This is a genomic window from Burkholderia sp. BCC0405 (assembly GCF_902833075.1).
In the GTDB taxonomy this organism is placed as follows: domain Bacteria; phylum Pseudomonadota; class Gammaproteobacteria; order Burkholderiales; family Burkholderiaceae; genus Burkholderia.
The window spans coordinates 141,612-162,467 of the sequence record NZ_CADFEO010000014.1 but is presented as its reverse complement, the minus strand read 5'-3'; the positions used below and the strand labels follow the sequence as shown (position 1 = coordinate 162,467).

Genomic DNA, 20,856 nt, shown 5'->3' with positions numbered 1-20,856 from the left:
ATCCATCGTTTCTACCAGGACAACGTCATGAGCCAAATTCGCAAGAAGGCCATCATTACCGGGATCTCGGGGCAAGACGGCGCCTACCTGACCAAGCTGCTGCTCGACAAGGGCTACGAGGTCACCGGCACCTATCGCCGCACCAGCTCGGTGAATTTCTGGCGCATCGCCGAGCTCGGCGTCGACACGCACCCGAACCTCACGCTCGTCGAGCACGACCTGACCGACGCCGGCTCGAGCCTGCGCCTGCTCGAACGCACGCAGCCCGACGAGTTGTACAACCTCGCCGCGCAGAGCTTCGTCGGCGTGTCGTTCGACCAGCCGGCGACGACCGCCGAAGTGACGGGCCTGGGTCCGCTGAACCTGCTCGAGGCGATCCGCGTCGTGAGCCCGAATACGCGCTTCTACCAGGCATCGACCTCCGAGATGTTCGGCAAGGTGCAGTCGATTCCGCAGACGGAAGCGACCTCGTTCTATCCGCGCAGCCCGTACGGCGTCGCGAAGCTGTACGCGCACTGGATGACGGTGAACTACCGCGAGTCGTACGGCCTGTTCGGCAGCAGCGGCATCCTGTTCAACCACGAATCGCCGCTGCGCGGCCGCGAGTTCGTCACGCGCAAGATCACCGACACCATCGCGAAGATCAAGCTCGGCAAGGCGACCCGCCTCGAGCTCGGCAACCTCGACGCGAAGCGCGACTGGGGCTTCGCGCTCGAGTACGTCGAAGGCATGTGGCGCATGCTGCAGGCCGACGAACCCGACACCTACGTGCTCGCCACCAACCGCACCGAGACCGTGCGAGACTTCGTGCAGATGGCGTTCGCCGCGGCCGGCTACCAGATCGAATGGACCGGCAAGGGTGAGCAGGAGCGCGGCCTCGACGCGTCGAACGGCAACGTGCTCGTGGAAGTGAATCCGAAGTTCTATCGTCCCGCGGAAGTCGATCTGCTGATCGGCTGCGCGGACAAGGCTAAAGCCAAGCTGGGCTGGGAACCGAAGACGACGCTCGAACAACTTTGCCAGATGATGGTCGAAGCGGATTTGACGCGGAACCAACACCATGACACGTTCTGAAGCCGGACGCCCGTCGCGCCGTGCATTCGTCACGGGCCTGACGGGCTTCACGGGCCGCTACATGGCCGAACGCCTGCAGGCGGCCGGCTACGAGGTCTGGGGCACGGTCGCGCCTGGCACGGCACGGCCCGACGATCCGGCCTTCGCGTCCTGCACGCTGCTGCCCGTCGACCTGCTCGACGCGGACGCGATGCGCGCGGCGGCCGCCGACGCCCGGCCCGACGCGGTCGTGCATCTCGCCGCCCGCGCGCACGTCGCGCAGGACGAGCCGTCGCAGACCTACGCGGTCAACATCGTCGGCACGCGCAACCTGCTGGCCGCGCTCGCGGGACTCGACCGCCGCCCGTCGGCCGTGCTGCTCGCCAGCAGCGCGAACATCTACGGCAATTCGACGGCCGGCGTGCTCGACGAAACCGTCGCCCCTGCCCCGGCGAACGACTACGCGGTCAGCAAGCTCGCGATGGAATACGCGGCGAAGCTGTGGGCGGACCGGCTGCCGATCGTGATCGCGCGGCCGTTCAATTACACGGGTGTCGGCCAGAGCGATGCGTACCTGCTGCCGAAGCTCGTCGCACACTACGCGCGCAACGCACCGCGCATCTCGCTGGGCAATCTCGACGTGAGCCGCGATTTCTCCGACGTGCGCGACGTGACGGCCGCGTACCTGAAGCTGGTCGAAGCCGCGCCGGCCGGCGAGACGTTCAACGTCTGCTCGGAGCGCGCGTATTCGCTGAAGGAAGTGCTGGCGATGCTGTCGCGCATCGCCGGTTACGTAATCGACGTGACGGTCGATCCGCGTTTCGTGCGGCACAACGAGGTGAAGCGCCTGAGCGGGTCGCGCGAGAAGCTGCGGCGCGCGGTGGGCGAGCTGCCCGTCACGCCGCTCGACGAAACGCTGCGATGGATGGTGGAAGCGATGCGCGACGCGCCGCACGGGCACGCCGGCTGATTCCGGCAACGCTCACGCCTCGCCACGCTGAAAAGACAACGGGCCGCTCTTTCGAGCGGCCCGTTGTCATGTCGACCGCTGAAAGCGGTCGCCGCGTTCAGCCTTCGAGGCCGCGCGCGAGATCCTTGCGCAGGTCGCCCGCATCCTCCAGGCCGACCGACAACCGGATCAGCCCTTCGCTGATCCCCGCTGCCGCGCGCGCTTCCGGTGTGATGCGAGCGTGCGTGGTCGTCGCGGGATGGGTAATGGTCGACCGCGTGTCGCCGAGGTTGCCGGTGATCGAGATCAGCTTCGTGTTGTCGATCACGCGCCACGCATTCGCGCGCTGCTGTTCGGGCGTGTCGCCCTTCAGCTCGAACGACAGGATCGACCCGCCCGCCTTCTGCTGACGCTTCGCGAGTTCGTGTTGCGGGTGCGATTCGAGGCCCGGATGAAACACGCGTGCGACGGCCGGATGCGAATCGAGCCAGCGTGCAATCTCCAGCGCGTTCGCCGACTGCTTCTCGACGCGCAGCGACAGCGTCTCCATCCCCTTCAGCAGCACCCACGCGTTGAACGCCGACAGCGTCGGGCCCGCGCTGCGCACGAACGGGAACACCTTGCCCATGATGAATTCCTTCGAGCCGACCAGCGCGCCGCCGAGCACGCGGCCCTGACCGTCGAGGAATTTCGTCGCCGAGTGCATCACGACATCCGCGCCGAGTTTCAGCGGCTGCTGCAGCACCGGGCTGCAGAAACAGTTGTCGACGACGAACAGCGCGTTCGATGCCTTCGCGATCTTGCCGATCGCCTCGATGTCGGCGAGTTCGGTCAGCGGGTTCGACGGCGTCTCGAGGAAGAACATCTTCGTTTCCGGCCGCACGGCTTCCTTCCATGCGTTCAGGTCGGTCGGGTCGACGAAGGTCGTCGTGATGCCGAACTTGCTGAAGATCTGCGAGAACATCCCGAGCGTCGAGCCGAACAGGCTGCGCGAGCTGACGAGGTGGTCGCCGGCCTGCAGCGCGGCCATCACGACCGACATGATCGCGGCCATCCCCGACGCCGTCGCGATGCAGGCCTCGCCGCCCTCGAGCGCCGCGAGGCGCTCCTGGAACATGGTGACCGTCGGGTTCGTGAAGCGCGAATAGGTGAAGTAGTCTTCCGAATTCGCGAAGCGCTCGGCCGCGTCGGCCGCGCTCTGGAAGCAGAAGCTCGACGTGAGGAACAGCGCTTCCGAGTGCTCGTTGAAGTCACTGCGCAGCGTGCCCGCGCGCACGGCGAGCGTGTCGAAGTTGAGGGAGTCGTCCATGTTCCGTTTTCCGTATTCGATGGCCGCGCAGGTGGCGCGAACCCAGTCAAAACCAGGCCAAAACAAAAAGCCCGCTATGCGTCGGCATCAGCGGGCTTCGGTGCGGTACGACAGCGATCGACTCGGGCCGGTTGCCACCGGCCTTCGCTTTAGCTGTTTTGGGAAAGTCGCCCCGCGTCCGCAAGCTGAATCAAATCGACGCAAGGCCACATCCTATCACGCTTCGTCAAAAGCGTGCGCCGGTGTCACTCGACCGACAGCTGCAGGTTCATCTGCGAGCGTTGGGTGTCGCCGGCCGTGTCGCGATCGGCCTGCGACGCCGGCGTGAGGCGCGCGCGCTCGATCGCATCGAGATACTCGGGCGTCACGTCGCCGGTGATGTAGTTGCCGTCGAAGCACGACGCCTCGAAGCCTTCGAGCTTCGGGTTGATGTCGCGCACCGCGCGGCGCAGGTCGTCGACGTCCTGGTAGATCAGGTGGTCGGCGCCGATGATCTTCGCGACGTCTTCGTCGGTACGGCCGTGGGCGACCAGCTCGCCGCGCGTCGGCATGTCGATGCCGTATACGTTCGGGAACTTCACGGGCGGCGCAGCCGACGCGAAGATCACCGACTTCGCGCCCGCATCGCGCGCCATCTGCACGATTTCATGCGAGGTCGTGCCGCGCACGATCGAATCGTCGACGATCAGCACGTGCTTGTCCTTGAACTCGATGCTCATCGCATTCAGCTTCTGGCGCACCGACTTCTTGCGCACGGCCTGGCCCGGCATGATGAAGGTACGGCCGACGTAGCGGTTCTTGAAGAAGCCTTCGCGGTACTCGACGCCGAGCTTCGCGGCAACCTGCATCGCAGCCGGGCGCGACGAATCGGGAATCGGCATCACGACGTCGATCGGCACGTTCGGCAGCTCACGCTTGATCTTCTCGGCGAGATAGTCGCCCATGCGCAGGCGCACGTTGTAGACCGGCACGCCGTCGAGGCACGAATCCGGGCGCGCGAGGTACACGTATTCGAACATGCACGGATTCAGCGTCGGCTGCTCCGCGCACTGCTGGCTGTGGAAGTTGCCGGCCGGGTCGATGAAGATCGCCTCGCCCGGCTGCACGTCGCGCACGAATTCGAAACCGATGCCTTCGACCGCGACCGACTCCGACGCGACCATCCACTCGGTGCCGTGCTCGGTTTCGAGCTTGCCGATGCACAGCGGGCGGATGCCGAACGGATCGCGGAACGCGAGCAGGCCGTAGCCGGCGATCAGCGACACGATCGCGTACGAGCCCTGCAGGCGGCGATGCACGCCCGAGACGGCCTTGAACACCGAGGCGGGATCGAGCTCGAGGCCCGTGGTCGACAGTTGCAGCTCGTGCGCGAACACGTTGAGCAGCACTTCGCTGTCGGAATTGGTGTTGATGTGCCGGCGGTCGATCCGGAACATCTCGTCCTTCAGTTGCTGCCAGTTCGTCAGGTTGCCGTTGTGCGCGAGGATGATCCCGAACGGCGCATTCACGTAGAACGGCTGCGCCTCGGCTTCGCTCGACGCCGAACCGGCCGTCGGGTAGCGCACCTGGCCGATGCCGTAGGTGCCGGGCAGGCTGCGCATGTTGCGCGTGCGGAACACGTCGCGCACCATGCCGTTCGCCTTGTACATGTGGAAATTGCTGCCGTCCGCCGTCGCGATGCCCGCTGCGTCCTGACCGCGATGCTGCAGCAGCAGCAGGCTGTCATAGATCAGCTGATTGACGGGGGATTGGGAGATAACGCCTACGATGCCGCACATGGCATGTCCTTCAGAATGACAAAATCGGTTCCGTCCTGCCCGGCCGCGTCGTCACACGCGTACGTACTGGGCCATGCCGTCGGGCAGGAGCTGCTTCAGCTCGTGCACGCCCTGTTCGGCGAAAGGACGCAATAGCGCATTGCGCCAGAAATCCTGTTTGGGCAGTTCGGTCAGCCCGGCCGCGGCGACCAGCAGCACCACCAGCACGCAGCCGCGGACGAGCCCGAACATCATGCCCAGCGAGCGGTCGACGCCGCCCAGGCCACTCGCCTGCGCGATCCGCGACAGCAGCGCGTTCGCGACGCCGGCGACCAGCACCACGCCGATCACGAGCAACGCGAAGGCGATCACCCACTGCGTCAGCGCGCCGCCCGGCCAGTTCGCCGGAATGTACGGCACGACCAGCCCGACGTAGCGACCGGCGATCACGATCGCCGCGATCCAGCCGATCAGCCCGAAAATCTCGGACACGAAGCCGCGCCACGCACCGCGTAGCGCCGACAACACGATCACCGCCAATACAGCGTAGTCGAAAGCCGTCAACATCGTGCGTTATTGCGTCAGACCGGCTTCGCGCACCTTCGCGATCGCGGCGGAAGCCGCCGCGCGATCCGCGAACGGGCCCGCACGCAGCAGTGTAGCCGTGCTGCCGTCTGCCTGCTTGCGATGCTCGACATAGGCGGGCACGCCCGCCGATTTCAACTTGGTGGCCCACGAACGGGCCGTCGCGTCGTCCTTGAACGAACCGAGCTGCACCGCGAAACGCGCGCCGGCCGGCGACGACGGCGACGAAGCGTCGCTGCTGTCCGGGCTGGCGGCGTCGGTATTCGCGACGGCTGCGGGCGCGGGTGCAGGCTTCGGCGCAGCCGGCTTCGCCGCGGGGGCAGCCGGTTTCGGCGCAGGCTTCGGCGGCGTCACGCTCGCCGTGGTCGTGGTATCGGGTTTCGCGGCCGGCTTGTCGGCATCCGTCGGCGCAGCCGCAACGGCCACATCGGACGCCGGCGGTTCGTCGTGCGCGACGCCCGCCTGTACGTCGGACGCGTCATCGTCGCGCGGCGCGACCGCCTGGTGCGCGGGACGATTCGGGATGTCGATGGCGATGTCGTCCGTGACCGGCTTCGGGTGCGAATCGAGCACCATCGGCAGCACGATCACGGCCGCGACGACGAGCGCGATCGCGCCGACGAGGCGACGGCGCGCGCGTTGCTTTTCTGGAAGGGTCGGATCGAGGAGCAGTGCGTCCGATTCCGGACGCTCGGTGCGGCGCGAGCGGCGCTCGACGCGTTCGGTGCGCTCCGTGCGCACGTTCCGGGAGGCCCCGGTGCGACCGCCGCGCCGCGGGGGCGCGTCGTCGTCTTTTTTGCCGAACGAGAAAATTCCCATGAATGGCTGAGTCCGAAACTGCCCGTCAGTCAGTGTTGCTGCGATTTACGGTAGGCCAGCACGCCGGCAACCGTATGGAAACTGCCGAAAACCACGATTCTATCATTTTCGGATGCTCTTTTTAGTGCATCGCGAAACGCTTCGGCGGGCGATGTGTAACGCGTGACGCTCGAATCGGGCCCTTCCTCCACGCCGGCCTTGCGCAGCGCGGCTTCGAGCTGCTCCGAGGACGCCGCGCGCGGCAGCGGCAGGTCGGTTACGCACCAGTGGTCGATCTCGCCCTTCAGGTGCTGCAGCACGCCGTCGATGTCCTTGTCGTGCATCGCGCCGAACACCGCGTACGTGTACGGGAAGAAACCCATGTTGCCGAGGTTCTGCTCGAGCACCGCCGCCGCATGCGGGTTGTGCGCGACGTCCAGCACGATCGCCGGCTTGCCGGGCAGCACCTGGAAGCGCCCCGGCAGTTCGACGTTCGCGAGGCCGAGCCGGATGTCCTGCGCCGACACCGGCAGCACCGGGCGCAGCGCTTCGAGCGCGGCGAGCGCGGCCGATGCATTGATCAGCTGATTCGCCCCGCGCAGCGCCGGATAAGCAAGCGCCGGATAGCGCTTCTCGCGACCGAGGTAGCTCCACTGCTGGCGCTCCGCGCCTGCCTGCGCCTCGTAGCGGAAATCGCGGCCGACCAGCCACAGGTCGGCGCCGATCGCTTCGGCGTGGTCGATCAGCGTTTGCGGCGCGGCCGGATCGCCGCAGATCGCCGGCTTGCCGGCACGGAAGATCCCGGCCTTCTCGAAGGCGATCTTCTCGCGCGTGTCGCCCAGATATTCGGTGTGGTCGATGTCGATGCTCGTGACGATCGCGCAATCGGTATCGATGATATTGACCGCATCGAGCCGGCCGCCGAGGCCGACTTCGAGGATCACGGCGTCGAGCCCGCGCGATGCGAACAGGTGCAGGATCGCGAGCGTCGTGAATTCGAAGTACGTGAGCGACACGGGCTCGGGCAACGACGTGCGCGCCGCTTCGACGGCCTCGAAGTGCGGCAGCAGCTCAGCATCGGTAACGTTCTGCCCGTTCACGCGCGCGCGCTCGTTGAATTCGAGCAGGTGCGGCGACGTGTGGCAACCGACCTTGTAGCCCGCGCGCACGAGGATCGTCTCGAGGAACGCGCAGGTCGAGCCCTTGCCGTTCGTGCCGCCGACGGTGATGACGGGGCACGCGAATTCGAGCTGCAGCGCCGCCTTGACCTGCCCGATGCGGGTCAGGCCCATGTCGATGCCGACCGGGTGCGCGCGCTCGAGATGCGAAAGCCACGCGTCGAGAGTGGGAAAAGTGCTCATCGGTTCAAATCTGGATCGGGACCGCCACTACGCCAAAAAACGAAGCGCGCCGCCTGACGCTGAAGCCAGGCGACGCGCAGAGTTCACAACCTCGCGCCGGTCAAGCCAGCGCGTCAGCCGGCTGTCGCTGCAGCAGCGCGAGCAGCTGCGCGATCTCGTCGCGCATCTTGCGGCGGTCGATGATCATGTCGATCGCGCCCGTCTTCAGCAGGAATTCGGCGCGCTGGAAGCCTTCCGGCAGCTTCTCGCGGACCGTCTGCTCGATCACGCGCGGGCCGGCGAAGCCGATCAGCGCCTTCGGTTCGGCGATCACGACATCGCCGAGGAAGGCAAAGCTCGCCGACACGCCACCCATCGTCGGGTCGGTCAGCACCGAGATGAACGGCAGCTTCGCTTCGGCCAGCTTGGTCAGCATCGCGGTGGTTTTCGCCATCTGCATCAGCGACAGCAGGCTTTCCTGCATCCGCGCACCGCCCGAAGCGGTAAAGCAGATGAACGGCACCTGCTGTTCCAGCGCGTTCTGCGCGCCGCGTGCGAAGCGCTCGCCGACCACCGAGCCCATCGAGCCGCCCATGAACGAGAACTCGAAGCAGGCCGCGACCACCGGCAGCGTGTGGATCGCACCGCCCATCACGACCATCGCGTCGGTTTCGCCCGTGTCGTCCATCGCTTCCTTCAGACGATCGGGGTACTTGCGGCTGTCCTTGAACTTCAGCGAATCGACCGGCACGATTTCCTGGCCGATCTCGTAGCGGCCTTCCGGATCGAGCAGCCCGTCGAGACGCTCACGCGCACCGATGCGCATGTGGTGATCGCACTTCGGGCACACGTGCAGGTTCGCGTCCACGTCGTTGCGGTACAGCACGGCCTCGCAGGACGGGCACTTGACCCACAGGCCTTCCGGAATGCCCTTGCGGCTTTTCGGGTCGGTCTGCTTGATCTTCGGCGGCAACAGTTTGTCGAGCCAGCTCATCGTATGGTTTCCTGTTCCGTGGCGGGCCGGGCCGCATGGCCCGTTCCCGCTTCCTGTGTTGTGTTTATCGCGCCGTCTTGCCCGCGCCGTCCAGGGCCGCGCGCAACTCGGCGATGAAAGTCTTCAGCGCGGCGGCGGCACCCTCCGGCGCGGCGCTTTCGAGCAGCTGCACGAGGCGGCTGCCGATCACGACGGCGTCCGACACTTCGGCCACCGCGCGCGCCGTTTCGGCGTCGCGGATGCCGAAGCCGACGCCTACCGGAACCGGCACGCGCGACTTGATGGCCGGGATTTTACCCGCAATGCTCGAAACATCCAGATTTCCCGCACCGGTCACGCCCTTGAGCGACACGTAATACACGTAGCCGCTCGCGATCTTGCCGACATCGGCGATGCGTTCGTCGGTCGACGTGGGCGCGAGCAGGAAGATCGGATCGATCTGCGCGGCACGCATTTTCTCGGCGAACACGCCCGCCTCTTCCGGCGGATAGTCGACGACGAGCACGCCGTCGACCCCGGCCGCCTGTGCTTCGGCCGCGAACGCGTCGACGCCCATCCGCTCGATCGGGTTCGCATAGCCCATCAGCACGACGGGGGTTTTGGGGTCGGTTTCGCGAAAGCGCTTCACGTCGGCGAGCACGCTCTTGAGCGTGACGCCGCGCGCGAGTGCGCGTTCCGACGAGCGCTGGATCACGGGGCCGTCGGCCATCGGATCCGAAAACGGCACGCCGAGTTCGATCACGTCCGCGCCGCCTTCGGCGAGCGCGTGCATGAATTCGACGGTTTTGGCCGGATCGGGGTCGCCGGCCGTGATGAACGGGATCAGGCCCTTACGGCCTTGTTCGGCGAGCGCGGCGAAGGTCTGCTGAATACGGGACATGGCAATTTTCCTGGATGCGTTGCGTTCGGCGATGCGGCGGCGCGATTCACGCGCACGCCGGCGCAGCGAGCGCGTTCACGCGCTCGTGCGCGATCGCACAATAGCTTTCGTTGATCTCGTAGCCGACGAAGTCGCGCCCCTGCCGTGCGCAGGCCACCGCGGTCGTGCCGCTGCCCATGAACGGATCGAGCACGCGGCCGCCCGGCGGGCAGCTTGCGAGCACCATCCGCTCGATGATTTCCAGCGGCTTCTGGGTCGGATGATCGACGCGCTCCGCGTGCTGCCGGTGCAGGCGCGAGACCGACCAGACGTCCTTCGGGTTGTAGCCCATCTCCAGCCACTTGCTGCCTTCGAACAGCTTGCGCGAGCGGGCCTTCTTCGTGTCGGCGTCGTACGGGATGCGGACCGGATCGAGATCGAAGTAATACGCCTTGGACACCGCGAAAAAGCCGATGTTGTCGTGCACCGACGTGAAGCGGCGCGTCGTGCCGCCCATGCTCGGCACGCGCCGGTCCCAGATGATCTCGTTGACCATCGTGAGCTGCGTCTTCAGGAAACTGAAGATTTCCGGCGCGTACTGCCACGTGCAGAAGATGTACATCGACCCGCTCGGCTTCAGCTTCGGAATCGCGAGCTCAAGCCACTCGCGCGTCCACGCGAGGAAGTCGTCGCCCGAACGCTTGTCCGAGTCGTTGCCGTAGTCCTTGCCGAGCCCGTACGGCGGATCGGCGACGATCAGGTCGATCGACGCGTCCGGCAGATGCGCGGCATGGGTCAGGAAATCGCGGTTATGCAATTCGATACCGGACGGCAGCGCGCGCGGCACGGCAGCGGCGGGCTGAACCGCCCCCGCCTCGCTCGCGGCGCCGCCGCCCGGTTCTTCGATCAGGTCACGCATCGGTCGGGGTCAGAGCTCGATGCCCGATCGCTCGGCGACCGTGTGCATGTCCTTGTCGCCACGGCCCGACAGGTTGACGAGCAGGATCTTGTCCTTCGGCAACGTCGGCGCGAGCTTCACGCCATATGCGATCGCGTGGCTCGACTCGAGCGCGGGAATGATCCCCTCGATCCGGCAGCAGTCGTGGAACGCCTTCAGCGCTTCCTCGTCGGTGATGCCGACGTACTGCGCACGGCCGCTGTCCTTCAGCCACGCGTGCTCGGGGCCGACGCCCGGATAGTCGAGGCCCGCCGACACCGAATGCGTCTCGATGATCTGGCCGTTGTCGTCCTGCAGCAGGTAAGTGCGATTGCCGTGCAGCACGCCCGGGCTGCCGGCGATCAGCGACGCCGCGTGATGCCCCGTGTCGAGGCCGTCGCCGGCTGCTTCGACGCCGATCAGCTGCACCGACGTGTCGTCGATGTACGGATAGAAGATGCCCATCGCGTTCGAACCGCCGCCCACGCAGGCGATCACCGCGTCAGGCTGCCGGCCTGCGAGTTCGGGCATCTGCACCTTGCATTCGTCGCCGATCACGCGCTGGAAGTCGCGCACCATCATCGGGTACGGGTGCGGGCCCGCGACCGTGCCAATGATGTAGAACGTGTTCTCGATGTTCGTAACCCAGTCGCGCATCGCTTCGTTCAGCGCGTCCTTCAGCGTGCGCGAGCCCGATTCGACCGGCACGACCGTCGCGCCGAGCAGCTTCATCCGGTAGACGTTCGCGGCCTGGCGGCGCACGTCTTCCGAACCCATGTAGACGACGCACTCCATCCCGAAGCGGGCGCAGATCGTCGCGGTCGCGACGCCGTGCTGGCCGGCGCCCGTCTCGGCGATCACGCGCTTCTTGCCCATGCGCTTCGCGAGCAGCGCCTGGCCGATCACGTTATTGATCTTGTGCGCGCCCGTGTGGTTCAGGTCTTCGCGCTTCAGGTAGATCTGCGCGCCGCCGAGCGTCTCGCTCCAGCGCTGCGCGTGATAGATCGGCGACGGGCGGCCGACGAAATGCTTCAGCTCGCGCTCGAATTCGGCGACGAAATCGGGATCGTTCTGGAATTTTTCATACGCCGCGCGCAGTTCGTCCAGCGCATGAATCAGCGTCTCGGCGACGAACGTGCCGCCATACGGGCCGAAGTGGCCACGATCATCAGGAAGGTTGTACATGGTGTCTCTCTCGATCGGTCGGTGCGCCCCGCTTTCGGAGCCGCACCGGCTTGCATCACCCGGCGTCCGCTTCGCGCACCGCGCGTACGAACGCCGCCATCCGGGCGTGATCCTTCACGCCCTTCGCGCCCTCCACTTCGATGCCACTCGAGACATCGACAGCAAACGGGCGCAACTGGCGAATCGCATCACCGACGTTTTGCGCGCTCAAGCCACCACTCAAAACGGCCCGATGCGCGAGCTCTGCGGGAATAAGAGACCAATCGAAGACCTTGCCGCTACCGCCGTAATCCGGCACCAGGGTGTCGAACAGGAGGCCGCGCGCTTTCGAATAACGAAGACCCGATTCTACCAAATCGGCCGATTGCGTCGAGGGGCCCACGCGCACCGCGCGCAGCCACGGCAGGCGCGCCGCGCGGCCGAGCGCATCGCACTGCTCGGGCGTCTCGTCGCCATGGAACTGCAGCAGCGTGAGCGGCACGTCGCGCACGACGGCCTCGATCTCGGCCTCGGTCGCGTTCACAAACAACCCGACCACCGACACGAACGGCGGCGCGAGGCGCGCCAGCTCGGCCGCCTGCGCGATCGACACCGCACGCGGGCTCTTCGGGTAGAACACGAGGCCGATCGCATCGGCGCCGAGCGCGGCCGCGTGCAGCACGTCCTCGGGACGCGACAGCCCGCACAGCTTGATGCGGGTGCGCGGCGGCAGGCCGGCCGCAGCGGAAGTCGAGGGAGACACGGCGTGATCCGTCATGATTGCGGGTCCAGATCGGCCCAGACGCTGCTCCACGGCACGCTGCCGAGCTGCGCGGGCGGGACGGCGAATTCCGCCGGGTAGCCGACGTGGGCGAGATACAGCCCGTCGGCCATGAACGTGGGCGCCGCAAGATTGCGGTCGCGCCCGGCCAGCACGTCGGCGAGCCAGTCGGCCGGATAGCGGCCGCGGCCGACCGCGACGAGGCAGCCCATCAGGTTGCGCACCATATGGTGCAGGAACGCGTTGGCGCGGAACCGGAAATGAACGAAATGGCCCACGCGCCGCACGTCGATCTGGTACAGGTGTTTGACCGGCGTCTTCGACTGGCATTCCGACGACCGGAACGACGAGAAATCGTGCTCGCCGATCAGGTGCGCGGCGGCGGCGCGCATCGCGTCGTCGTCGAGCGGCGTATGAATCCAGCCCGCGCGCCCGGCGAGCATCGGCGAGCGCACGGGATGCACGTAGAGCGCGTAGTAATAGGTGCGTTCGAACGCCGAGAAACGCGCATGGAACGTGTCCGGCATCGGCTTCGCCCATTGCACCGCCACGGTCGGCGGCAGGAACGCGTTGGTGCCGCGCACCCACGAGAAAACCTCGCGATCGAGATCGGTATCGAAGTGCACGACCTGCCCGAGCCCGTGCACGCCCGTGTCGGTCCGCCCGGCCACCGTCGTATGCAGCGGCACGCGCGCGAACTCGGCCAGTGCGTGCTCGAGACGATCCTGCACGGTCTTGCCGTGCGGCTGCGCCTGCCAGCCGCAGAACGCCGCGCCGTCGTACTGAATGCCGAGCGCGATCCGCATCACGCCTCGTCCGCCAGTTTCGCGAGCAGCGCCCGCGCATCGTCGCGCGTCGCAGCGTCGTTCGCGTCGACCACTTCCTGCAGCAGCGTCCGCGCCCCGGACAGGTCGCCCAGCTCGACGTACTCGGACGCGAGGTCGAGCTTGTTCCGCGCGATGCGGGCCAGCTCGTCCGGCGTCAGCGCCGGCAACGCAGCGCCCGGCGCGGACGGCAGGTCGAGATCGAAATCGAGCTTCAGCGCGCCGAAGTGCGCGCCACCGAGCGGCGGCAGCGGCGACGTCGCAAACGGGCTGCCCGCTTGGCTCGCAGGCGTCGCTGCGTCCGGATCCCAATCGAACTCGTCGTCCTGGTCGGCCGGATGTTCCGGAGCCGGATCGATCGAGTCAGCCGGCAGGTGCTGCGCGGCTTGACCGTTAGTTGCGATTTCGCCGGTGTCAGGCTGCCCTGCTTGCGCAGCCGGCTCATCCGCCTCCAGCGACAGCTCGTCCGGCGTGCGCGGCGGCAGCGGCATGTCGAGGCTGTTGAGCGCGCTGATCGCGTTCTGCATCAGCACCTCGTGCTGCGCTTCGGCGGCCGCGGGTGCGGCCGGTGTCTCGGCAGGCATTTCCGCCGGTTTTGCGGCAGCGGCCTGCTCTTCCGGCCCGGCAACGTTCGGAACCGGAGCCGCCTCGCTCGCGGGCGGCTCCGCAGCGTGCGCGCTCGGCCATTCGAGCTGCTCGCCATGGGGCGTCGCTTCTTCCTGCGCCGGCGATACATCCGTATCCGGCGGCTCGATCGTCTCCGCCGCTGCGGCAGTCGCCGCGGCAAGGCTCAAGTCGGACGCTGCATCGCGTGCGACCGGCATCTCGGGCCGGATCGGCAGTTCGGGTTCGACGGACGGCGCGTCTTCTGCCGCCGCAGCCGCTGCACCGCCCACTGCGGCCGGTGCAGCCGCCGCACCGGCACCCGACTCTTCCGTGCCCCGGCCTTTCCGGCGCTTGCGCCACGCGAAACCTGCCGCGAGGGCGATGACGGCCGCACCGGCCACCGCGGCCGGACGCCAGTCCATCTGCTCGTTACTGCGTGCAGGCGCCACGACCGGCGCGGCCGGTTGCGCGAGCGCCGATACCGATACCGATGCCGGCTGCACTGCGCTGGCTGCAACACCTGACGCTGCTTCGCCTGCCGTCGGCGCAGCAGCGGACGCGCCCGCGTCGCTTGCGGCCGGACGCGGCGCGGCAGGCGCCGGCGCAACCTCGTTCGTCGTGGCCGGCTTGCCGATACCGTGCTTCTGCAACTCCATCAACACACGGTTCTTCAGCGCCAGCAGTTGCTGCAGGCTCGACGGCCGCGGCTGCGACGCGTCTGCGACAGGCGCCACGCCGGCCGGTTCGTTCATGCCGGAAACCTGGCTGCCCGGCGCAGGCGGGATTGCGGCACCGCTCGCGGACGATGGCGCCGACTGGATCGCGCCGCTCCACACATGCGGCCCGCTTGCACCGGCAACGGGCGCTGCCGGCTGCATGCTTTCGACAGCCGATGCGCCGTGTGCAGCCGACGCACCGACCGATGCCGACGCGCCAGCAGCTGTCGCTGCGCTCGCACCGCTGACAGGTGCCGCATGCACGGCTGGCGCCACCGGCGCGGATTGCACGGTCGACCCCGGATGCGGTGCGGACGCGCCATGCTGCGCGACTGCCGTGCCGCCCGATGCGGCGGCGGGCGCGGACGCTGCCGCCGCACCGGACGCTGCGGATGCACCTGCCGGCACGAGTGCCGCGCCTGTCGCGTCGAGCGCCGGCACGGTCAGCGTCGCGCCGACCTTCAGGCGGCTCGCGTCGTGCTTCATGAATGCTTGCGGATTGGCGTCGAACAGTGCGCGGCCGGCGCGCGCAAGCACGCCGGGATCGCGCGACTGCGTGGCCGCTTTCGCGATGTCGTTCAGCGACTGGCCCGGCTGGACCGTCACGGTAAGCGGCACTGCGCCGCCGGCAGTGGACGCCGGCAGTTCGCCGGCGCCGGCGGCCCAGGCCGATGCGGTTGCGCCGAGCGCCAGGATCGCCAGCGCGCCACGCACGGCGCGTGACAGACGGGACTGACGCGGAAACAAGGAAATTCGGGACATCGTTGGCTCTATCGCCGCGCGCGGGCGCGGCTCGGTTTCGCGGTTGAAAGCGTCAATAAAGTTGCCGCAGAAATGCAAAAGCGTCGCGTGGAACGCGACGCTTTCGGCGGGTCTGTGCGTCGTAACCGCGTAGTTTACTTCACGCGATCGGGTTCGGGCCGAATTCGTCGCCGATGGGTGCAATCGATCGAGTGTGCGCGTCGGGGCGCCCCGAGATCGGGCGCGTTGGCGCGTGGACACACACGCTGCAGCCTGCGCCTTCGATCGATCGGAAGCACGTCTCTCACTGATGAAAAAAACCGCCCGGCCGCATCGCATCCCGAACGCATGTCGCAGCCTTTGCTTGCTCAACGGTGTGGTTCGCACAACCCGTGGCCCGACGCAGAGGCACGGCCGGGGAATCAGGTGCGTTTGCTCAATAATTCGCGCCGCCTGCCGTTAATGGATCAACAAGCGCCAATCAAAACAAATCCGGCCAACCACTATCCCATTCAAATAAATTTCAATTGATCGATAAGAGGCCAATTCCCCTCTCTTATCGTCTAATTGAATATTTCCGCCGCAAACCCACCGCCCCACAAGGCTCTCTAGCCTCATCTCCACTTCATTACTCATACGAAAACGATCATTTCTACAGCAATTCAATTACATTACACAAAATTACACAGATCAAATAATTGCCGTCGCTAGGATCGTCTTCAAACAAGAATCGGCGCAGTTCGACCATCGCGCTCGCACCCGCCGGAAACGCGGGAACGCGGACGGCCGGGCTGACGCCGAGAGGTGCCAGGGAGGCATCGCGCAGTCGCACGACTGCATTTACTCACCAGCTCGTTACGGGGATCGAACATGGGCTATCAACAGGGTTTGAGCGGGTTGGCCGGCGCGGCGAACCATCTCGACGTGATCGGCAACAACATCGCGAACGCAAACACGGTTGGCTTCAAGCAGGGTCGCGCGAACTTCGCCGACATGTACGCGAATTCGGTCGCGACGTCGACCAACACGCAGATCGGCATCGGCACGCGGCTCGCGTCGGTGCAGCAACAATTCGGCCAGGGGACGATCAACACGACGAAGTCGTCGCTCGACATCGCGATCAACGGCAACGGCTTCTTCCAGATGTCGAACAACGGCGTGACGACGTACTCGCGCGACGGCGTATTCCACCGCGACAAGAGCGGCGCCATCGTCGACGCGCAAAACCGTAACCTGATGGGCTATGCGGCAGGCCCGGGCGGCGTCATCAACACCGCGGCGACCGTGCCGCTGCAGGCGCCGACCAACAACATCCCGCCGCAAGCGACGACGAAAATCACCGGCCAGTTCAACCTGAACTCGCAGAACAAGGTGCCGGCCAAGACGCCGTTCAATGCGGGCGACAACACCACATACAACTACAATTCGTCAATTCAGGTGTACGACACGCTCGGCGGCGCGCAACAGGTGTCGATGTATTTCACGAAGAACGCGGCCGGCGCCTGGCAGGCCTACGCGGGCGTGCAAGGCCAGACGCCGACGAATCTCGGCACCGTCACGTTCGACGCGTCGGGCCGGATCAGCTCGACGACGTCGGCCGCAACCGGCCAGCCGACGCCGAGCCTCGGCCAGTTCGCGTTCTCGATCCCCAACGCGTCGGGCGGCGCCAATCCGCAGAACCTGACGCTCGACCTGAGCGGCACGACGCAGTACGGCGGAAAGAACGGCGTGAACAATCTCGCACAGGACGGCTTCGCGAGCGGCACGCTGACGACGTTCTCGATCGGCGCCGACGGCAAGCTCACCGGCAATTACTCGAATGGCCAGAGCGCGGTGCTCGGCCTGATCGCGCTCGCGAACTTCAACAACCCGAACGGGCTCGAGAACATCGGCGGCAATCAGTATGTGGAAACCGCCGCGTCGGGTGTGCCGCAGATCTCCGCGCCGGGCAGCACGAACCACGGCACGCTGCAGGGGAGCGCACTGGAAAACTCGAACGTCGACCTGACGTCCGAGCTCGTGAACCTGATCAAGGCGCAGCGCGACTACCAGGCCAATGCGCAGACGATCAAGACCCAGCAGACCGTCGACCAGACGCTCCTGAACATGCGCTGACCCGCGCATGAAAAACGCGCCGCGCCAGCCTTGATATCGTCAAGGCCGACGCGGCGCGCGATGTTGTGCACCGCGGCCCGCGTATTGCGGGCCGGTTATCCCGCTTACTTGTCGAGCAGGATGCGCAGCATGCGGCGCAGCGGCTCGGCCGCGCCCCACAGCAGCTGGTCGCCGACCGTGAACGCCGACAGGTATTCACCGCCCATCGCGAGCTTGCGCAGGCGGCCGACCGGCACCGTCAGCGTGCCCGTGACGTTCGCCGGCGACAGGTCGCGCATCGACGCTTCACGCTCGTTCGGCACGACCTTCACCCAGTCGTTCGCCGATGCGAGGATGCCGTTGATCTCGTCGAGCGGCACGTCCTTGTTCAGCTTGATCGTCAGCGCCTGCGAGTGGCAGCGCATCGCGCCGATCCGCACGCACAGGCCGTCGACCGGGATCGAACCCGGCTCGCCCATGGCCGGCTTGCCGAGAATCTTGTTGGTTTCCGCGCCGCCCTTCCACTCTTCCTTCGACATCCCGTTGCCGAGATCCTTGTCGATCCACGGAATCAGCGAGCCCGCGAGCGGCACGCCGAAGTGGCTCGTCGGCATCGCATCGCTGTTCATCGCGGCCAGCACGCGGCGGTCGATATCGAGGATCGCGGAAGCCGGATCGGCGAGCTGCGCCTGAACCGCGCCGTTCAGCGTGCCCATCTGCGACAGCAGTTCGCGCATGTTCTGCGCGCCCGCGCCCGATGCGGCCTGATAGGTCATCGCCGTCATCCAGTCGACGAGGTTCTCGCGGAACAGGCCGCCGAGCGCCATCAGCATCAGGCTGACCGTGCAGTTGCCGCCGATGAAGTTCTTCGTGCCCTTGACGAGCGCATCCTTGATCACGTCGAGGTTGACCGGATCGAGGATGATGACCGCGTCGTCCTTCATCCGCAGCGACGATGCCGCATCGATCCAGTAGCCGTTCCAGCCGGCCGCGCGCAGCTTCGGGAACACGTCGTTCGTGTAGTCGCCGCCCTGGCACGTGATGATCACGTCGCACTTCTTCAGCTCGTCGACGTTGGTCGCATCCTTGAGCGTAGTCTCGTTTTTCGCGAACGAGGGCGCTTTGCCGCCCGTGTTGCTGGTGCTGAAAAACACCGGTTCGATCAGGTCGAAATCGCCCTCTTCCTGCATGCGCTGCATCAGGACGCTGCCGACCATGCCGCGCCAACCTACGAGACCTACGTTCATGACTAACCCTTTGATGGAGCTTCCCCGCCATTTCCGTCCCCGATGTGACCGCGCGGGGAAATAGGCGGGCACGACGGACGATCAGCGTTTAATGATCGTTTTCGTGGTAATGGTTTTCGTGATGACGATGGCGCGCGCACCCGCACGGGCTGTGTTGCCGTGGAGTTTCAAGACCGGGGAGATCAGGGAAATAAGCGCCATCGTTCGAGTCTACACAAAGCCGGTGGCCCGCACAACGGCCAACCGCATGCGAACCGGCCGATTTCGCGGCCCGTTCGCACCCTTTCTACATGATTGCGTTACAGCGCCGCGACCACCGCGTCGCCCATCGCCGTCGTACCGACCTTCTGGCAGCCCGGCGTCGCAATGTCGCCCGTCCGGTAGCCCTGTTCGAGCACCGTTTTCACCGCGCGCTCGATGCGATCGGCCTGCTCCGCACGGTTCAGCGAGTAGCGCAGCATCATCGCGGCCGACAGGATCGTCGCGAGCGGGTTCGCGATGCCCTTGCCCGCGATGTCCGGCGCCGAACCGTGCGACGGCTCGTACAGGCCCTTGTTGTTCTTGTCGAGCGACGCCGACGGCAGCATGCCGATCGAGCCCGTCAGCATCGACGCCTCATCCGACAGGATGTCGCCGAACATGTTGCCCGTGACGATCACGTCGAATTGCTTCGGCGCCTTCGCAAGCTGCATCGCCGCATTGTCGACGTACATGTGCGACAGCTCGACGTCCGCGTATTCCTTCGACACGTCGATCATGATGTCGCGCCAGAACTGCGACGTCTCGAGCACGTTCGCCTTGTCGACCGACAGCAGCTTCTTCGCGCGCTTGCGGGCCGCCTGGAACGCGACGTGCGCGATGCGGCGCACTTCCGGTTCCGAATAACGCATCGTGTCGAAACCTTCGCGCTCGCCGGCGAACAGGCCGTCCGGTGCCGTGCGCACGCCGCGCGGCTGGCCGAAGTAGATGTCGCCGTTCAGTTCGCGCACGATCAGGATGTCGAGGCCCGCGACCAGCTCGGGCTTCAGCGGCGATGCATCGACGAGCTGCGGATAGCAGATCGCCGGGCGGAAGTTCGCGAACAGTTCGAGGTGCTTGCGCAGCCCGAGGATCGCCTGCTCGGGGCGCAGCGCGCGCTCAAGCGAATCGTACTTCCAGTCGCCCACCGCGCCGAACAGGATCGCGTCGGCTTCCTTCGCGAGCTTCAGCGTCGCGTCCGGCAGCGGATGGCCGCTTGCCTCGTAGCCCGCGCCGCCGACCGGCGCCTGTTCGAGTTCGAACTTCTCGTCGAGTGCGTTCAGCACCTTCACGGCTTCATTGACGATTTCCGGGCCGATGCCGTCGCCGGGCAGCACTGCAATCTTCATGCGAAATTCCTGACTGGGTAGGTTTTTATGGAGGCAGGCCGACGAACGCGCCGCCGGCGCGCCCGCCCGAAAGGCACGATCAGCCGACCAGCTTGGTGTTGAGCCACGGCTGCTTCACCAGGCGCTCGGCTTCGAACTGGCGAATCTTGTCCGCGTGGCGCAGCGTGAGGCCGATGTCGTCGAAGCCGTTCAACAGGCAGTACTTGCGGAACGCGGTGATCTCGAACGGATACTCGCGGCCGTCGCCCGTGCGCACGACCTGCGCGTCGAGGTCGACCGTGACCTCGAAGCCGTTGAACGCGACCGTCTCGTTGAACAGGTGATCGACCTGCTGCTCGGTCAACACGATCGGCAGCAGGCCGTTCTTGAAGCAGTTGTTGAAGAAGATATCCGCGAAGCTCGGCGCGATGATCGCGCGGAAGCCGTACTGCTGCAGCGCCCACGGCGCGTGCTCGCGCGAGCTGCCGCAGCCGAAGTTCTTGCGTGCGAGCAGCACGGATGCGCCCTGGTAGCGCGGCTGGTTCAGCACGAAATCGGGATTCAGCGGACGCTTCGAGTTGTCCTGGCCCGGCTCGCCGTGATCGAGGTAGCGCCATTCATCGAACGCGTTCGGACCGAAGCCCGTGCGCTTGATCGACTTCAGGAACTGCTTCGGGATGATCGCGTCGGTGTCGACGTTCTCGCGATCGAGCGGCGCCACGACGCCGGTATGTACTGTGAATTTTTCCATGATCC

19 protein-coding genes are annotated in these 20,856 nt (G+C 66.3%); 3 read left to right on the top strand and 16 right to left on the bottom strand.

What is annotated here, in order from left to right; all coding sequences use genetic code 11:
- The first annotated feature begins 27 nt into the window (after positions 1-27).
- A complete protein-coding gene (gene gmd / locus HWX36_RS23405; RefSeq protein WP_175955184.1) occupies positions 28-1,074 on the top strand; it encodes a GDP-mannose 4,6-dehydratase in 1,047 nt (348 codons plus the stop codon).
- Complete coding sequence (locus tag HWX36_RS23400) at positions 1,061-2,023, top strand: NAD-dependent epimerase/dehydratase family protein (protein ID WP_175955182.1); 963 nt, start codon at positions 1,061-1,063, stop codon at positions 2,021-2,023. The genes gmd and HWX36_RS23400 overlap by 14 nt, the downstream gene beginning before the upstream one ends.
- A gap of 97 nt (positions 2,024-2,120) precedes the next feature.
- Here the strand turns inward: HWX36_RS23400 and HWX36_RS23395 are convergent, their stop codons facing one another.
- The 12 genes from HWX36_RS23395 to HWX36_RS23340 form a co-directional block, all read right to left on the bottom strand.
- Positions 2,121-3,311, bottom strand: coding sequence for an O-succinylhomoserine sulfhydrylase (locus tag HWX36_RS23395; RefSeq protein WP_039358331.1), 1,191 nt, complete (start codon positions 3,309-3,311; stop codon positions 2,121-2,123).
- Positions 3,312-3,556: 245 nt separating this feature from the next.
- Complete coding sequence (purF, locus tag HWX36_RS23390; protein WP_175955180.1) at positions 3,557-5,089, bottom strand: amidophosphoribosyltransferase; 1,533 nt, start codon at positions 5,087-5,089, stop codon at positions 3,557-3,559.
- A gap of 51 nt (positions 5,090-5,140) precedes the next feature.
- Positions 5,141-5,635: a CvpA family protein gene (locus HWX36_RS23385; protein ID WP_027782633.1), complete on the bottom strand. Its 495-nt coding sequence runs from the start codon at positions 5,633-5,635 to the stop codon at positions 5,141-5,143.
- Between the two features lie 6 nt (positions 5,636-5,641).
- Entirely contained in the window at positions 5,642-6,472 is an 831-nt protein-coding gene (locus HWX36_RS23380) for an SPOR domain-containing protein (protein WP_175955178.1), read from the bottom strand.
- Between the two features lie 29 nt (positions 6,473-6,501).
- Positions 6,502-7,812 carry a bifunctional tetrahydrofolate synthase/dihydrofolate synthase gene (gene folC, locus HWX36_RS23375; protein ID WP_175955176.1) on the bottom strand — a complete coding sequence of 437 codons (1,311 nt, stop codon included), beginning with the start codon at positions 7,810-7,812 and terminating at the stop codon, positions 6,502-6,504.
- A gap of 100 nt (positions 7,813-7,912) precedes the next feature.
- Complete coding sequence (accD, locus tag HWX36_RS23370; protein WP_175955175.1) at positions 7,913-8,785, bottom strand: acetyl-CoA carboxylase, carboxyltransferase subunit beta; 873 nt, start codon at positions 8,783-8,785, stop codon at positions 7,913-7,915.
- A 64-nt stretch (positions 8,786-8,849) separates the two neighbouring features.
- Positions 8,850-9,665 (bottom strand): tryptophan synthase subunit alpha, encoded by an 816-nt coding sequence (gene trpA / locus HWX36_RS23365; RefSeq protein WP_027791147.1) that lies wholly within the window; start codon positions 9,663-9,665, stop codon positions 8,850-8,852.
- A gap of 46 nt (positions 9,666-9,711) precedes the next feature.
- A complete protein-coding gene (locus HWX36_RS23360; RefSeq protein WP_011355718.1) occupies positions 9,712-10,563 on the bottom strand; it encodes a site-specific DNA-methyltransferase in 852 nt (283 codons plus the stop codon).
- A 9-nt stretch (positions 10,564-10,572) separates the two neighbouring features.
- Entirely contained in the window at positions 10,573-11,766 is a 1,194-nt protein-coding gene (gene trpB, locus HWX36_RS23355; protein WP_089474483.1) for a tryptophan synthase subunit beta, read from the bottom strand.
- 55 nt (positions 11,767-11,821) lie between these two features.
- Positions 11,822-12,523 (bottom strand): phosphoribosylanthranilate isomerase, encoded by a 702-nt coding sequence (locus HWX36_RS23350; RefSeq protein WP_175955248.1) that lies wholly within the window; start codon positions 12,521-12,523, stop codon positions 11,822-11,824.
- Entirely contained in the window at positions 12,520-13,332 is an 813-nt protein-coding gene (gene truA, locus HWX36_RS23345) for a tRNA pseudouridine(38-40) synthase TruA (RefSeq protein WP_175955173.1), read from the bottom strand. Before truA ends, HWX36_RS23350 begins: the two co-directional genes overlap by 4 nt.
- Positions 13,332-15,434 (bottom strand): FimV/HubP family polar landmark protein, encoded by a 2,103-nt coding sequence (locus HWX36_RS23340; RefSeq protein ID WP_175955170.1) that lies wholly within the window; start codon positions 15,432-15,434, stop codon positions 13,332-13,334. Before HWX36_RS23340 ends, truA begins: the two co-directional genes overlap by 1 nt.
- A gap of 849 nt (positions 15,435-16,283) precedes the next feature.
- On the opposite strand from HWX36_RS23340, the gene flgE reads away from it, so the two are divergent.
- Positions 16,284-17,528 (top strand): flagellar hook protein FlgE, encoded by a 1,245-nt coding sequence (flgE, locus tag HWX36_RS23335; protein ID WP_175955169.1) that lies wholly within the window; start codon positions 16,284-16,286, stop codon positions 17,526-17,528.
- A 104-nt stretch (positions 17,529-17,632) separates the two neighbouring features.
- Here the strand turns inward: flgE and asd are convergent, their stop codons facing one another.
- From asd to leuD, 4 genes are all read right to left on the bottom strand, one after another.
- A complete protein-coding gene (asd, locus tag HWX36_RS23330; RefSeq protein WP_175955167.1) occupies positions 17,633-18,754 on the bottom strand; it encodes an aspartate-semialdehyde dehydrogenase in 1,122 nt (373 codons plus the stop codon).
- A gap of 81 nt (positions 18,755-18,835) precedes the next feature.
- Positions 18,836-18,955 (bottom strand): hypothetical protein, encoded by a 120-nt coding sequence (locus tag HWX36_RS37840; RefSeq protein ID WP_006756675.1) that lies wholly within the window; start codon positions 18,953-18,955, stop codon positions 18,836-18,838.
- A 98-nt stretch (positions 18,956-19,053) separates the two neighbouring features.
- Positions 19,054-20,121 (bottom strand): 3-isopropylmalate dehydrogenase, encoded by a 1,068-nt coding sequence (gene leuB / locus HWX36_RS23325; protein WP_175955165.1) that lies wholly within the window; start codon positions 20,119-20,121, stop codon positions 19,054-19,056.
- 79 nt (positions 20,122-20,200) lie between these two features.
- On the bottom strand, positions 20,201-20,851 hold the full coding sequence (gene leuD / locus HWX36_RS23320) for a 3-isopropylmalate dehydratase small subunit (RefSeq protein WP_175955163.1): 651 nt from the start codon (positions 20,849-20,851) through the stop codon (positions 20,201-20,203).
- Positions 20,852-20,856: the final 5 nt, after the last annotated feature.

Excerpts from the sequence above, each read along its gene's own strand:
- flgE (WP_175955169.1), top strand. The coding sequence starts at position 16,284 with ATGGGCTATCAACAGGGTTTGAGCGGGTTGGCCGGCGCGGCGAACCAT.
- HWX36_RS23385 (WP_027782633.1), bottom strand. The coding sequence starts at position 5,635 with ATGTTGACGGCTTTCGACTACGCTGTATTGGCGGTGATCGTGTTGTCG.
- trpA (WP_027791147.1), bottom strand. The coding sequence starts at position 9,665 with ATGTCCCGTATTCAGCAGACCTTCGCCGCGCTCGCCGAACAAGGCCGT.
- leuB (WP_175955165.1), bottom strand. The coding sequence starts at position 20,121 with ATGAAGATTGCAGTGCTGCCCGGCGACGGCATCGGCCCGGAAATCGTC.
- trpB (WP_089474483.1), bottom strand. The coding sequence starts at position 11,766 with ATGTACAACCTTCCTGATGATCGTGGCCACTTCGGCCCGTATGGCGGC.
- HWX36_RS23395 (WP_039358331.1), bottom strand. The coding sequence starts at position 3,311 with ATGGACGACTCCCTCAACTTCGACACGCTCGCCGTGCGCGCGGGCACG.
- gmd (WP_175955184.1), top strand. The coding sequence starts at position 28 with ATGAGCCAAATTCGCAAGAAGGCCATCATTACCGGGATCTCGGGGCAA.
- HWX36_RS23380 (WP_175955178.1), bottom strand. The coding sequence starts at position 6,472 with ATGGGAATTTTCTCGTTCGGCAAAAAAGACGACGACGCGCCCCCGCGG.
- leuD (WP_175955163.1), bottom strand. The coding sequence starts at position 20,851 with ATGGAAAAATTCACAGTACATACCGGCGTCGTGGCGCCGCTCGATCGC.
- HWX36_RS23350 (WP_175955248.1), bottom strand. The coding sequence starts at position 12,523 with ATGACGGATCACGCCGTGTCTCCCTCGACTTCCGCTGCGGCCGGCCTG.
- folC (WP_175955176.1), bottom strand. The coding sequence starts at position 7,812 with ATGAGCACTTTTCCCACTCTCGACGCGTGGCTTTCGCATCTCGAGCGC.
- purF (WP_175955180.1), bottom strand. The coding sequence starts at position 5,089 with ATGTGCGGCATCGTAGGCGTTATCTCCCAATCCCCCGTCAATCAGCTG.
- truA (WP_175955173.1), bottom strand. The coding sequence starts at position 13,332 with ATGCGGATCGCGCTCGGCATTCAGTACGACGGCGCGGCGTTCTGCGGC.
- asd (WP_175955167.1), bottom strand. The coding sequence starts at position 18,754 with ATGAACGTAGGTCTCGTAGGTTGGCGCGGCATGGTCGGCAGCGTCCTG.
- HWX36_RS23400 (WP_175955182.1), top strand. The coding sequence starts at position 1,061 with ATGACACGTTCTGAAGCCGGACGCCCGTCGCGCCGTGCATTCGTCACG.
- HWX36_RS23340 (WP_175955170.1), bottom strand. The coding sequence starts at position 15,434 with ATGTCCCGAATTTCCTTGTTTCCGCGTCAGTCCCGTCTGTCACGCGCC.
- HWX36_RS23360 (WP_011355718.1), bottom strand. The coding sequence starts at position 10,563 with ATGCGTGACCTGATCGAAGAACCGGGCGGCGGCGCCGCGAGCGAGGCG.
- HWX36_RS37840 (WP_006756675.1), bottom strand. The coding sequence starts at position 18,955 with ATGGCGCTTATTTCCCTGATCTCCCCGGTCTTGAAACTCCACGGCAAC.
- accD (WP_175955175.1), bottom strand. The coding sequence starts at position 8,785 with ATGAGCTGGCTCGACAAACTGTTGCCGCCGAAGATCAAGCAGACCGAC.